At 59.1% G+C, this 12746-nt stretch carries 13 protein-coding genes; 1 reads left to right on the top strand and 12 read right to left on the bottom strand.

All coding sequences use genetic code 11. The features are described from left to right. Positions 1-7 precede the first annotated feature (7 nt). The 10 genes from mraY to VIN96_RS05730 all read right to left on the bottom strand — a co-directional run bounded on the left by mraY (position 8) and on the right by VIN96_RS05730 (position 10464). A complete protein-coding gene (mraY, locus tag VIN96_RS05775; RefSeq protein WP_414675602.1) occupies positions 8-1093 on the bottom strand; it encodes a phospho-N-acetylmuramoyl-pentapeptide-transferase in 1086 nt (361 codons plus the stop codon). 3 nt (positions 1094-1096) lie between these two features. Then, positions 1097-2533 carry a UDP-N-acetylmuramoylalanyl-D-glutamyl-2,6-diaminopimelate--D-alanyl-D-alanine ligase gene (locus VIN96_RS05770; RefSeq protein WP_331894584.1) on the bottom strand — a complete coding sequence of 479 codons (1437 nt, stop codon included), beginning with the start codon at positions 2531-2533 and terminating at the stop codon, positions 1097-1099. 2 nt (positions 2534-2535) lie between these two features. Continuing rightward, positions 2536-3990: a UDP-N-acetylmuramoyl-L-alanyl-D-glutamate--2,6-diaminopimelate ligase gene (locus VIN96_RS05765; protein ID WP_331894583.1), complete on the bottom strand. Its 1455-nt coding sequence runs from the start codon at positions 3988-3990 to the stop codon at positions 2536-2538. Continuing rightward, positions 3977-5764 carry a penicillin-binding protein 2 gene (locus VIN96_RS05760; RefSeq protein ID WP_331894582.1) on the bottom strand — a complete coding sequence of 596 codons (1788 nt, stop codon included), beginning with the start codon at positions 5762-5764 and terminating at the stop codon, positions 3977-3979. Before VIN96_RS05760 ends, VIN96_RS05765 begins: the two co-directional genes overlap by 14 nt. Then, on the bottom strand, positions 5761-6108 hold the full coding sequence (gene ftsL / locus VIN96_RS05755; RefSeq protein WP_331894581.1) for a cell division protein FtsL: 348 nt from the start codon (positions 6106-6108) through the stop codon (positions 5761-5763). The genes VIN96_RS05760 and ftsL overlap by 4 nt, the downstream gene beginning before the upstream one ends. Next, positions 6108-7067, bottom strand: a complete 960-nt coding sequence (rsmH, locus tag VIN96_RS05750; protein WP_331894579.1) for a 16S rRNA (cytosine(1402)-N(4))-methyltransferase RsmH — start codon at positions 7065-7067, stop codon at positions 6108-6110. The genes ftsL and rsmH overlap by 1 nt, the downstream gene beginning before the upstream one ends. A 4-nt stretch (positions 7068-7071) precedes the next feature. Continuing rightward, positions 7072-7545 carry a division/cell wall cluster transcriptional repressor MraZ gene (locus VIN96_RS05745; RefSeq protein WP_331894578.1) on the bottom strand — a complete coding sequence of 158 codons (474 nt, stop codon included), beginning with the start codon at positions 7543-7545 and terminating at the stop codon, positions 7072-7074. 416 nt (positions 7546-7961) lie between these two features. Then, positions 7962-8618, bottom strand: a complete 657-nt coding sequence (locus tag VIN96_RS05740) for a Crp/Fnr family transcriptional regulator (RefSeq protein WP_331894577.1) — start codon at positions 8616-8618, stop codon at positions 7962-7964. After that, a complete protein-coding gene (locus VIN96_RS05735) occupies positions 8564-10018 on the bottom strand; it encodes a cytochrome-c peroxidase (protein ID WP_331894576.1) in 1455 nt (484 codons plus the stop codon). Before VIN96_RS05735 ends, VIN96_RS05740 begins: the two co-directional genes overlap by 55 nt. Positions 10019-10086: 68 nt before the next feature. Next, positions 10087-10464, bottom strand: coding sequence for a DUF4242 domain-containing protein (locus VIN96_RS05730; RefSeq protein ID WP_331894574.1), 378 nt, complete (start codon positions 10462-10464; stop codon positions 10087-10089). Positions 10465-10549: 85 nt separating this feature from the next. Here VIN96_RS05730 and VIN96_RS05725 point away from each other — a divergent pair, with 85 nt between their 5' ends. Further along, positions 10550-11449 carry a DMT family transporter gene (locus VIN96_RS05725; protein WP_331894573.1) on the top strand — a complete coding sequence of 300 codons (900 nt, stop codon included), beginning with the start codon at positions 10550-10552 and terminating at the stop codon, positions 11447-11449. A 9-nt stretch (positions 11450-11458) separates the two neighbouring features. On the opposite strand, the gene VIN96_RS05720 is transcribed toward VIN96_RS05725, so the two are convergent. Then, entirely contained in the window at positions 11459-11869 is a 411-nt protein-coding gene (locus VIN96_RS05720; RefSeq protein ID WP_331894571.1) for a GFA family protein, read from the bottom strand. Between the two features lie 75 nt (positions 11870-11944). Then, the gene (locus VIN96_RS05715; protein ID WP_331894570.1) at positions 11945-12721 is read right to left on the bottom strand and encodes a hypothetical protein; all 777 of its coding nucleotides are present in this window, start codon (positions 12719-12721) and stop codon (positions 11945-11947) included. Between the last annotated feature and the right edge of the window lie 25 nt (positions 12722-12746).

Genomic DNA, 12746 nt, shown 5'->3' with positions numbered 1-12746 from the left:
CGATCGCTCATCTCAGCTTCAAAGTGGACAAACCGATCAGCGCCAAAATGGTGGCGATGATCCAAAAACGAATAACGATGGTGGGCTCGGCCCAACCTTTCTTCTCGAAGTGGTGATGCAGCGGCGCCATGGCGAACACGCGCTTGCCGGTCAGCTTGAACGACACCACCTGCACGATCACCGACACGGTTTCCAAAACGAACAATCCGCCGACGATGGCCAGAACCAATTCGTGCTTGGTGATCACGCTGACCACACCCAATGCGCCGCCGAGACTGAGCGAACCGGTGTCGCCCATGAACACCCGCGCCGGCGGGGCGTTGAACCACAAAAACCCCAAGCCGCCGCCGACCATCGCGCCCAAGAACGTCGCCAGTTCGCCAGTGCCCGGCACATAATGCAGTTGCAGATATCCGGCGAACACCGTGTTGCCGACCAGATACGCGATCAGCATGAACACACCCCCGGCAATCATCACCGGCACGATCGCCAAACCATCCAAGCCATCGGTCAAGTTCACCGCGTTGGAAGAACCAACCATCACAAAGGCGGCGAACACCGGGAAGAACCACGCCAATTGCACCAACGTATCTTTCAAGAACGGCACCGCCAAGGTGCTTTCCAAGTGTTCCGGCATCATGCGCACGATCCACAACGCGGCGGCTAAGGCGAACGCGATTTGCAGCGCCATTTTCATCTTGCCGGGTAGACCCTTGTGATTGCGGCGGCTCACTTTCAGGTAATCGTCGAGGAAACCGATAAAGCCGTACGACACCGTGATGCCCAACGCCACCCACACGAACCCGTTGGACAAGTCCGCCCACAGCAAGGTGGAAACCACCATCGCGATCAAGATCATCAAACCGCCCATGGTCGGGGTGCCCTGCTTGGTGAGCAGATGGCCTTCGGGACCGTCGTCGCGGATCGGCTGGCCGCCCTTTTGGCGCACATGCAACAGCGTGATCAGCTTGGGACCAATGAGGAAGCTGATGATCAGCGCCGTCATCACCGCGCCGCCGGTGCGAAACGTCAGATACTGAAAGACGTTGAAGATCGGAAATTTGTCCGTCAGCGGGAACAGCAGGTGGAACAGCATCTATTCGGCCTCCCCCTTTTCATGTTTTGAGATAGCAAGGGATTTCAGCACTTCGACCACCCGGCCCATGCGCACCCCGGCGGAACCTTTGACCATCACCACATCACCGGGACGGACCGCTTTGCGCACCACGTCGGCCAACAAGTCGGAACTGACCGAATGATGGCCGCGTCGCTCAGAGGGCATTACCTTCCACAAATGCTCCATGGCTTCACCGGCCAAGAACACCAGGTTGATGTGATTGTCTTCCAGCACCTCGTTCAGTGCGGCGTGCAGTTCGGGGGTCTCTTCGCCCAATTCCAACATGTCGCCCAACACCGCGATGCGCCTCCCATCAGGCCCGAGAGGCTGTGCGCTCAGCACCGCCATCGCCGCGCGCATGGCTGCCGGGCTGGCGTTGTAGCTTTCGTCGATGAGCACGAAGGAACCCGCGCCGGTTTCGATTTCGAAGCGTTGACCACGCCCCGTGGGCGCGGTGAGCTTGGATAGGGTCTTGGCCGCTTGCGCAACGTTGCCGCCCGCCGCATGCACGGCCGCCAGCACGCACAGGGAATTCATCACCCAGTGTCGCCCGGGCACGCCCAAACGGTATGTCAGCTCACCCAATGGGGTCATCGCGGTAACATCGGAGCTTTCGGCATGTAGGCTGCATTCAACCAATCTGAAATCCGCGTCGATACCGCCACCAAAGGTAACGATCTCACCCATGTCGGCACCACGCGCGGCGTCGAACAGGCGGTCGTACTCTTTGATGTCGCGGTTGAGCACCGCCGTTGCGCCGGGTTGAGCGCCTTTGAAAATTTCCGCCTTGGCGTCGGCGATTTCATCGGCATTGGCGAAAAATTCCGTATGCGCGGGTGCGATGGTGGTGATCACGCACACGTGCGGCCGGGCCATCAACGACAACGGCGTCAGTTCGCCGGGATGGTTCATGCCCAATTCAAGCACCGCATAGTCCGCGTCTTTTGGGATGCGCGACAGGCTCAGCGGCAAACCCCAATGGTTGTTGAGACTGCCTTCGCTGGCCGACGTTTTGCCCTGTTCGGACAGCACCAGTTTCAAGGCTTCCTTGGTGCCGGTTTTGCCCACCGACCCGGTCACCGCGATGACCTTGGCGTGATCGAGCCGGTCGCGTGCGGCGCGACCCAAGGCTTCCAGTGCCTGCATCGTGTCGTCGACCACCAGCAACGGTGCGTCCGGGTCCAACACCGGCGGGCGGTGACACACGGCGGCGGCGGACGCGCCCTTTTCAAAGGCCGTGGCGACATAATCGTGGCCGTCGGCGTTGGGGCCTTGCAAGGCAATGAACAGGTCGCCCGGCTTCAGCGTGCGGGTGTTGATCGACACGCCTGTCGCCTGCCAATCGGGATGCACGTCGCCACCGGTGGCGCGGGCCGCGTCTTGGGATGTCCACAGAATGTCGGGTGTCTTTATCATGTTCACGCTCCGACCTCCTTCATGACGGCAGCGGCCTCTGCGACATCGTCGAACGACCGCACCTCGTCGCCGATGATCTGGCCTTGTTCGTGGCCCTTGCCCGCCAACACCAACACGTCGCCATCGCCAAGGCCGCACACAGCTTCGCGGATGGCTTGGCGGCGATCACCGATTTCGCGGGCGCTGGGACACGCGGCCATGATCTCGGCGCGAATGAGATCCGGATCTTCACTGCGCGGGTTATCGTCGGTGACGATGACGCGATCGGCGAACTTGGCCGCGATCGCCCCCATCTGCGGGCGCTTGCCGGCGTCGCGGTCACCACCGCATCCGAACAAAACATGCAACTTGCCGGTCGCGTGCGGGCGCAAGGCCTGCAACACGGTTTGAAGGGCATCGGGGGTGTGGGCGTAATCCACATAGACCGCCGCGCCGCCGACCTTGCCGACTTTTTGCAAGCGCCCCGGCACGCCGTCCAAAAATTCCAGTGCCGCGACGGCAGCTTTGACGTCCGCCCCCATGGCCAATGCCAGACCCAACGCACACAAGGCGTTTTCGGCCTGAAAGCCCCCCGCCAACGGCAGGTTCACCTCAAACCCGTCGGCATCGATCTGCACCGACAAGGTTTGCCCATCGCCATGGGGAACTTGATCGACCAGACGAATATCGCGTCCTTCGCGTCCATAGGTCAGAACGCGCAAACCGCGCTTCAAGGCAACCGCAGTAATCTCGTGACCTTCGGGACTGTCGGCGTTGATCACCGCTGCACCGCCGCTGGACACAACTTGGGAAAACAACCGCAGTTTGGCGGCCAGATAGGCGCTCATGGTGCCGTGATAATCGAGATGGTCGCGGCTGATGTTGGTAAAGCCCGCCGCCTGAATGCGCACGCCATCAAGACGGAATTGCTCCAACCCATGGCTGGAAGCTTCCATGGCGAGGTGATCGACGCCTGCATCAGCGAGACGGGCGAGTGTTTCGTGCAGCTGCACCGGGTCCGGCGTGGTCAGCTTGCCGGGTTCGTCGAACCCCACACCGTGCACACCCAACGTGCCGACGCTGGCGGATTTGTGGCCGAGCCTTTGCCAGATTTGGCGCAGGAACGACGCGGTCGAGGTTTTACCGTTGGTGCCGGTGATCGCCGCAACATGGGCAGGTTGGGCGCGATAGAAATTCGCCGCCATGCGCGCGAAGCGCTGACGCACGTTGGCGTCTTCGAGAACCGGAATGCCGTCGACGCGCGTGCCCACCGGGGCGAGCACGATGGCCGCGCCTTTTTCGGCCGCGGCAGGAATGAAATCACGGCCATCGACGTGCGCGCCGGGCAACGCCGCGAACAAGTATCCCGGACGCACGGCGCGGCTGTCGCAGGTCAGGCCCGCGATATCCAATTCACCGTCGATGACGTCCGTATCAAACACGTATTCGTCTCCCAGCAATACTTCAATAAGTCGCATGGCGCACGCTCCCGCCCACCATCGCGGTGCGCTTCGGCCCGCTGGACACCGGCACATGCAACGGATGGTTCGGCGCGTCCTCGGCCTCGACGCCGCGGCCATCGGGGATCATGCCGTAAAGCGGTCCCATGCGTTCGATCACCCCCTGCACCACCGGTGCGGCGACCCAGCCGCCGGTGGCGTAGCCGTACGTGGCTTTGATGCCTTGCGGTTCGTCCACCACCGCCAGCACCACGTAACGCGGATTGGTCATGGGGAACGCGCCGACGAACGACGAGATCAGCGCCTTCTTGTCGTACTTGCCCGCCACTTGCTTTTCCGCCGTACCGGTCTTGCCGCCCACCAGATAACCTTGCACGTCGGCGTTCTTGCCGGTGCCGTCGCGCACCACCAACCGCATCAAACTGCGCATGGCGGCGGACGTTTTCGCTTCCAGAACTTTTTTGCCGCGCGGCACCGTCGTGTCGGTGTGCTTCATCAACGTCGGCGGCATCATCACCCCACCGTTGATCAACGAAGAAACCCCTGCCGCCAGTTGCAACGGCGAAACGGCGATGCCGTGACCATAAGAAATGGTCATGGTGGAAATCTCACCCCAGCGCGCGGGAAACAGCGGGCTGCCGACTTCGGGCAATTCGACGTCGGAAGCACCGAGCAGGCCGAAGCGGGTCAGGTATTCCTTTTGCGTTTTCGCGCCAACGTCCAACGCCATCTTGGCGGTGCCGATGTTGCTGGAATAAACCAGAATTTCCGGCACGCTGAGCCAGCGTTTCTTGGCATGGAAATCGTTGATGGTGAAGCGCGCGATGTGGATCGGCTCGCTGGCGTCGTAGCCGTCGGTCAACTTCACCGTGCCGGTATCCAGCGCCATGGCGGTCGTGAACAGCTTAAACGTCGAACCCATTTCGTAAACGCCCTTGGTCGCCCGGTTGAACCCGCTTTCGCCCAAGGAACTCTCGGGCTTGTTCGGATCGAAATCGGGCAGCGAGACCATGGCGATGATTTCACCGGTGTTGACGTCCATCACCACGCCCGCCGCGCCCAAGGCGCTGAAGCGCTTTTGAGCTTTGACCAGTTCTTCGTGCAAGATCGCCTGCACACGCATGTCGATGGACAGGTCGATGGTTTCGCCTTGGGTGCCGAGGCGCGTTTCGAAAGTGCGCTCGACACCGGAAATTCCGCGCCCGTCGACATCTGTATAGCCGATAACATGGGCAAAACTCGGGCCGTAGGGATAGACCCGGCGTTCTTCGCGGCGGAATCCAAATCCCGGCACGCCGAGACGGTTCACCGCCCACACCTGATCGGGGGTGAGATTGCGCGCCAGCCATTCGAACCGTCCGCCCCCCTTAATCTTATCAAGGACTTGGTCGCGGTTGAGATCCGGCAGAACGCTCAGCAACTTGTCCGCCGCTTCTTCGGCATCGCCGCCTTCAAGCGCCTCACGGCTGTCTACATACAGCGATTGCGTGGGCAGGCTGGTGGCGAGAATGTGGCCTTGGCGGTCGCGCACGTCGCCGCGCACCACCACCGGGCTTTCGGCCTTTTTGGTGGTCATCGCCTGCCACGTCGGCGCACCGTCCTTACCGTGACGGGTCAGGTCGACCAAGCGACCGCCCAACACCACGAACGCCAACGCGAACATCACGCCGGTGACCAGCAGACGCGTCCGCCCCTGGTCCAACGCCTGTTTACGCGCACTTTCCATGCGGATGCGTTCGGGGTCCAGCGCCTCGAACGGGATTTCGGTTTGCAACGGGGATGCATGCTTCATTGCGCCGCCTCCCCCTCGGAATTCTTTTCGCCGAATACGATCTCGCGCACGGGAATGCTCATCATCGCGTCCGGGCCGACCACACGGCGCGGCGGAACCGGCCCCATGTTCAAGTATTCGATCGCCAGCGCCTCGATGCGCGCCGGATCGTTCAGCGTCGCCCACTCGGCATGCAGCACATGTAGCGCACGGCGCTCTTCTTCCAACTCACCGGACAAACGCTTGTATTGAGATTCCAGATCGTGAACCTGATATTTGACCGAGAACAACACCATCGAAATGCCGCCCGCCAACAGCAGGAACAACACGGTGGTGTGGCGCAGGAAAGCGGATCGATGGGTCATCACGCCGCCCCCCCATAAGGCCATGCGGGCGCATCGGTGCGCTCGGCCATGCGCAGCCGCGACGAACGCGAACGCGGGTTGATCTTGCATTCTTCGGCGCTCGGCTTGACGGTGCCTTTTTTGAGCAACTTAAATGTCGGCGCTCGCCCCGTCTCGCCGCTGTCGGGCATGTAACGCGACGGATTGGGCACATTGCCGGACCGCGCGTTGAGGAACGATTTGACGCGCTTGTCTTCCAGGGAATGAAACGCCACCACCGCCAACCGCCCGCCGGGCGCGAGCAGACGTTCCGCGCCGCTAAGACCGCGATCGACTTCGCCCAGCTCGTCGTTGACGTAGATGCGCAAGCCCTGGAAGGTGCGCGTGGCGGGGTGAATGCCGTCCTTTGATTTCTTCACCACCCGGCACACGATGTCGGCCAACTGGCCGGTACGGGTGATCTTGCGTTCGGACCGGGCCTCGACGATGGCGTGCGCGACCCAGCGCGACCGGCGTTCTTCGCCGAATTCATATATGACGTTGGCGAGATCGTCTTCGTCCATATCGTTGACGACGTCGGCGGCACTGAGACCCTTTTGTTCCATGCGCATATCCAACGGCCCGTCGGACATGAACGAAAAGCCGCGTTCCGCCTGATCGAGCTGCATGCTGGACACGCCCAGATCCAACGCCACCCCATCGACGCCGGCGACGCCGCGGGCGCTCAGCAAATCGAACATATCGCCAAAGCGACCTTCGACGACGCGTAGCCTGCCGTCGTATTCGCTTTCGATCTGGCGTGCCTTGGCAATCACATTGGGATCGCGATCGATCCCCCACACGACGCAATCCGCAGCCTCGAGAATCCCGCGCGAATACCCGCCGTTACCGAAGGTACCATCGACATAGACACCGCCGTCACGGGGGTTTAGGGCAGTTAAAACCTCTTTGAGAAGAACCGGGATGTGAGGCTGTGACATGGGCTCACTCCCCCCCGGTTGGATTTCGCGGCGACAACTGCAACGTCGCCCCTTCGGCCTTGGCTTTTTCCAGCGCGCCGCCACGGTGCTCTTGATAAGTGTCCGGCGACCAGATCTGAAAGCGCGAACCATGCCCGACGAACAGCGCCTGACCGTCAAGACCGGCATGTTGGCACAGCTCCGTCGGCAAGCTGATGCGGCCTTCAGGATCGAAGGCCAACTGGAAGGTGTTTTCCAAGGTGATGGCGGCCAGACTTTCCTGAGCGTCGGAGAAAAGCTCGAGATTGTCGTCAAGGCTGGCGGACAGACGTTGCATGAACGCTTCGCCCGCGCCTTCCAAGGCCGGATATTTGAAATAAGGGAAAATATAGACGCCCGCGAAGCCCTCAGACGTGACGGCTTCCCGATAAGGCTTCGGGACGGAGACCCGGCCTTTCTTGTCTATTTTATTGAGATGACGGCCGACGAGCAGCGCCATAACTCCCCCTAACTGATGCATCAACAAAGACCCTTTGCAGGCCCTTGATAACGGCTCCCTCGTTTTCGAAACCGGCCCCATCCCCGTGACGGAACCCAATGCCGAAAGCTTGAAAGCCTGCCCGCATCGCACGTCGAACGCGCTCACGGGCCCCATTGGTAACTTATGGGATAACATGGGATCTTATGGGCGTCAATGGGAATGCTTGGTTTGTCTTGGGTTTTACTGGGGATAAGTGGAACTTAAGAACACTCGCATAAGCACAAAAAAAGCCGCCGATACGGCAGCAACATTTTGAAAAAATTGTAGTTTTAGGTTCACCAAGCCATCACGCCGCAAATGTTCTTGTATTGTTCTTTATTTGAGCGAAATGATCCAGTATTTCAACTCGATCAAAAAGGAGGACGTTTCACGTGTTAAGCGTCTAAACCGCGCCGAACGAGGGCTGCGAGCATGCTCGGCATCAAAACCTGAATTCGGCCACGCCCGCTTTTGACCCACTTGCGCTTTGAAAATACGCCCAGCGTCTTGGCGATGACTTCTCGCGTCGTGCCAATATGGGACGCGATTTCTTGCTGGGTTCTCAACACCCAGCCCTCGTCGCTCGCCTGATTGAGCAAAAAGCTCGCCAGGCGCTGATCGACACGATGCGCATGCACCTCTTCCAGTTCCGTCATCAGTCGCATCACCACCGTTGAAAGGGTGCGCACGGTGAGATCTTGAATCACGGCTTCATCAGCGAACAGGGTGCGATACAACGCCCCGGGCACGACCATCACATCGGTATCCTCTTCGCTCTGCACCCAAGCGGGATAAAGCAATTTATTGAATAGGCTATTGAGCGCAAACACACACGTTTCACCCGGACGGATCAAGTATAACGTGGCCTCTTTGCCACTGGGTGTGAGGGTATAGACCCGCAACTGCCCACGGGTGACGAAATACGCTCCCGATACCGTCTGGCCCTTTTCCACCACCGTGGCACCTTTGGCAAAGCTGTGAAGCGATACACCGCGTTTTAGAGCTTCCCGCCCTGAAGCTGAGATGTCTGCAAATGGATAGATTGTTTCCATGTGTGTCCTTTCTGCTCAACCGAAGGAAAAGTTAGCAGGTTTTCTATTTGTGTCATCCCCACTGCACTTCTTTGACGTTGAACGAGCGTATCGCTGCTCAGGGCATGGAGAAACGCCACGATGTCTTCGATGCCTTGCGATGAAATTTGCTTTTTCCGGTAGCCCGAAAGCGACTTGGTTTCAGGAGACCACAGTACCCGCAATGGAGATATGTTATTTTTTGCATCGACATCGGCCGCCAACTGTGCGGATGCCATGACGCGCACAGCCTCAGTTAAATCAGTGACGGAACCGTTGTGGAAATAGGGAGCCGTCAACGCCACGTTTCTCAATGACGGCACACGCCATATACCGTTTTGGGCCTGAGCATCTGCACGACCTTTGTCCTGATCGAGACCGTAATGCAGCGCCAGCTCAGAACGGCTTGCGAACAACAATTGAAAAGGCGAACGCGGCCCAACCAAACTGGCGCCACTGAAATTCGGCCCCGAATGACAGTTTGCACAGCCCAAGGAGCGAAACAGATACATGCCGCGTTTTTGACTTTCAGTCAGCGCATCGTCATCGCCACCCACGAAACGATCGTAAGGTGTATCCGGTGTAACCAGAGTTCGCTCATAAGCCGCGATGGCCTTGGCGATGTGTTCGATGGTGATCTCGCTCCCAGTGTCAAAGGCTTCAGCAAATGCCTTTTGATACACGTCATTTTCGGCAACACGCGCCACCACGGCATCGAGTGAGGGCATGCCCATCTCATTGGGGTTGATCAGGGGGCCGGTTGCTTGATCTTCCAACGACGTCGCCCGACCATCCCAAAACAACCGCGCCTGAAACGCGGCATTGAACACAGTAGGAGTATTGCGTGGTCCTGGCACCTTCGTAATGCCGATCGCGGTCGCGGTCGCGTCAGCCCCCGCCCCTGTTTTGACATCGTGGCAAGTCGCACATGATACCGTGCGATCCGCCGATAATGCCGGATCGTGAAACAAGAGCTCGCCCAATGCGATTTTTTTGGCCGTACCGGGGTTGTCCGCTGGCGTAGGCGCGGCGGCGGGCAAAGCCCGCCAAGTTTTTTGCCGTGACGAAAATAAAGCAGGATGCGCGGATCCCGGTAATGGTGTGTTTCGAAGTTGCTCATACTTCGCTTGGCGTTCAGTCATATCGGGCAATTGAACGTCAATGGTTTGCGCGGGAAACAGTCCAAAAGCCGCGATGACCACCAATTTGATGGAAAATGCAGCCATCCCGAACCCCAACACACCGCCGACAACAAAACGCCCTTCGGCACTCATCACCGAGCGTGGGACAAGATCCCCGCGCATAATCAACACAAGCGCCCCGCAACCGGTCAAAAGCATCAACGAACCGTACGTCAAAATGGGTAAAACATCGGCGTTCATGGCGTGTCCCCACTCCTCAAACCTTCGACGCGGCCACCTATGCAAAAAGCCGCGTCGAAGGCTGCGCTTTATGCGGCTTGTGGCTTGAAGAAAATGGTTCCCGGGGTCGCGGTCTTAACCTCGGTGATCGACGCGTACGGCAATCCGACACGTTCATGTGAACGCCGCACGGCTTCGGCATTGGGTGCCATTGTCATGCAGAACGCGCGTCCGTCTTCCAGGCCGACATTGACCTGCAAAAGAACGACACCTTCCTCTTGGCAAGCCACTTTGTACTGGGCAAAGAATTGCTCGAATTGTTCTTCATTCAAGCTTTCGGGGAAGGTTCCATTTTGTGTGTCGTGTGTATCGACAAAAAATCGCATCGTATTCATGGGATGATCTTCTCTTACTGTTAAAGGAGAACCACACGGTAGTGCTCCTGGGTGAGCAAGGTCTGTATCCATAGATACATTCATGATCATTTAGGCAATGGCGCAAAATTCCATCAAGATACTGGCATATGACCTTTGAAACGGTCTAAGGTGCCGCATGACCTCCCCTACAGACACACATCACACTCATATTGCGCCCGCGCTCGCCATCTCGATGATCATCGTGACCGGCGCCATGCTTGCGGGCATGGATGTAACCGCCAAATATCTGGCACTGGAACTGCCGGTGTTGGTGGTGTTGTGGGCGCGCTATTTCTTTCACACCGCCATCACCTTCACCGTCTACGCGGCCAAGCGGCGTTCGTTCCAGTTTCTGCGCGCACGCCGACCGGGATTGCAGTTGATACGCGCCGCTTCGTTATTCGGCGCCACATCGTTCATGTATGTGGCGATCACGCTGATGCCGCTGGGCGATGCGGCGGCAATCCAGTTCATGGCACCGGTGTTGGTGACCTTGCTGTCGGGGCTGTTTTTGGGTGAGCACGTGGGCCCGCGCCGCTTGATCGCGGTGGCGGTCGCATTTGGCGGCGTGGTGCTGGTGGCGCGGCCCGGTTCCGACGTGTTGGGATGGACGGCGCTGCTGCCCATGGTCACGGCGGTTTTGCTGGCGATCTACATGGTGATGACGCGGGTCATCCGCACCAAGGACAACCCGGACTCGACCACCTTTTATTCAACCGCCGTCGGGGCGTTGATTCTCAGCGCCATCGTACCGTTTTATTGGCAAGACTTTACGCCCGCTCAATGGGGACTGATGCTGACCATGGGCCTGGCCGGGGCCGGCGGACATTTTCTGCTGGTCAAAGCCTTTCATTCGGCGGAAGCGTCGATGCTCGCCCCGTTCACCTATTCCCAAGTGGTGGCCGCGATCATCTGGGGTTTCTTGGTGTTCGGTGACGTGCCCAGCGTGTGGACCACTTGTGGCGCAACGTTGATCGTCGGCAGCGGCATTTACGTCTGGTACCGCGAAACCCGCCTGCGTCGCGCTGCGGCCTAAGCCCCCAAATCACAGCTCTCCGTCATCCCGGCCTCGCCGATGATGGGGCAACTGGCCGTTCAACACCGTCCAGCTTCTGCGGCTTTCGGTCCAGGTTTCATCTCGGGGCGGATAAGCTTCAGGGTCGTCGAACAGCACGCTGGGCAGATCGATGTCGCGGCCTTCGTTGTAAACAAACGCGACCGGCGTGCCGCACGCAGGGCAGAAACCGCGCATCGCCGCACGGCTTGAAGTGCGCCACGCGGGCTCGGCGCCACTCCATTGCACCGCCGCTCTGGGCAGCTCGACCCAGGTCACATAGGGTGCGCCGGATGCTTTTTGACACATCCGGCAATGGCAATTGGTGACCCCGTTGGGCGCGCCTTCAACCGTGAAGGCGACATGGCCGCACAAGCAGCTTCCTTTTTGAACGCGCGTCATGATGACATCTCTTGATACAGCCTCGCAAAAGCACTCCCCTGTCATGGTGCATTGCGGCGGTCGGTTCAAGCAAGACTAAAGGCAGGCATCTCGTTTTTTACGGTATGGACGGTCGCATTCCCAATCGTTGCCGGAGTAATCGAGATGGGCGTTTTCAGGCAAGATCACCGCAAGGCAAGCATTGTCGACGGCGTAAAAACCGCGCTCGCATTTCCATGCCGAGTTCGATGCCGCGCCGACGAAATAGCCGTTGTCCGGGACATCCACCGCGACACACGCATCGCCGACGGCGTGATAACCGCGTTCACATTCCCAGCCCACTCCGTAACTGCCGTCCACGAAATAACCGTTTTCGGGTACCTTGACCGCGACACATGCATCTTCGATGGCACGAAATCCACGATTGCAGGCCCAGCCGGTTCCATACGAAGAGTCCGCCAAGTATCCGTTTGCGGGCACTTTGACAGCCACGCAGGTGTCTTTGACCGTGAGATATCCGCGATTGCATTCCCAGCGACCACCCGATGAACCCAAAAAGGCGTTCTTCGGCACGGTAATCGCAACGCAAGCCCCGGCAGTTTTCAAATAGCCTCGGCGACAGTCCCAACCTTCATCGTAGGTTTTACCTGTCAGATAGGCATTGCTCGGCGCGATCACGGCCTTGCACTGCCCCTCGGCTTCTCGATAGTTCTTATCGCATTCCCATCCACTGCTGTAACTTTTGGCATGTGCGTTCGCAGGCATAGTCGAGGCACTTTCTTGGCCAAAACTCACGGCAGGAAACAACACCATAAACGCCAAGAACATCAGGGCGTGAAAGGTGGTCGGACATGGTCGGCAGACGTCGGGCATTGAAAAATCCTAAGTTGTGCGAGAA

The organism is Magnetovibrio sp., assembly GCF_036568125.1.
In the GTDB taxonomy this organism is placed as follows: domain Bacteria; phylum Pseudomonadota; class Alphaproteobacteria; order Rhodospirillales; family Magnetovibrionaceae; genus Magnetovibrio.
Note: the sequence above shows the minus strand (reverse complement) of the source record. Positions and strands in the feature narration are given on the sequence as shown.

Bases quoted from the DNA above. Each gene is read 5' to 3' on its own strand.
- VIN96_RS05760 (WP_331894582.1), bottom strand. From the start codon at position 5,764: ATGAAGCATGCATCCCCGTTGCAAACCGAAATCCCGTTCGAGGCGCTG.
- VIN96_RS05765 (WP_331894583.1), bottom strand. From the start codon at position 3,990: ATGCGACTTATTGAAGTATTGCTGGGAGACGAATACGTGTTTGATACG.
- VIN96_RS05745 (WP_331894578.1), bottom strand. From the start codon at position 7,545: ATGGCGCTGCTCGTCGGCCGTCATCTCAATAAAATAGACAAGAAAGGC.
- ftsL (WP_331894581.1), bottom strand. From the start codon at position 6,108: ATGACCCATCGATCCGCTTTCCTGCGCCACACCACCGTGTTGTTCCTG.
- VIN96_RS05715 (WP_331894570.1), bottom strand. From the start codon at position 12,721: ATGCCCGACGTCTGCCGACCATGTCCGACCACCTTTCACGCCCTGATG.
- rsmH (WP_331894579.1), bottom strand. From the start codon at position 7,067: ATGTCACAGCCTCACATCCCGGTTCTTCTCAAAGAGGTTTTAACTGCC.
- VIN96_RS05770 (WP_331894584.1), bottom strand. From the start codon at position 2,533: ATGATAAAGACACCCGACATTCTGTGGACATCCCAAGACGCGGCCCGC.
- VIN96_RS05740 (WP_331894577.1), bottom strand. From the start codon at position 8,618: ATGGAAACAATCTATCCATTTGCAGACATCTCAGCTTCAGGGCGGGAA.
- VIN96_RS05720 (WP_331894571.1), bottom strand. From the start codon at position 11,869: ATGACGCGCGTTCAAAAAGGAAGCTGCTTGTGCGGCCATGTCGCCTTC.
- VIN96_RS05725 (WP_331894573.1), top strand. From the start codon at position 10,550: ATGACCTCCCCTACAGACACACATCACACTCATATTGCGCCCGCGCTC.
- VIN96_RS05735 (WP_331894576.1), bottom strand. From the start codon at position 10,018: ATGAACGCCGATGTTTTACCCATTTTGACGTACGGTTCGTTGATGCTT.
- VIN96_RS05730 (WP_331894574.1), bottom strand. From the start codon at position 10,464: ATGGATACAGACCTTGCTCACCCAGGAGCACTACCGTGTGGTTCTCCT.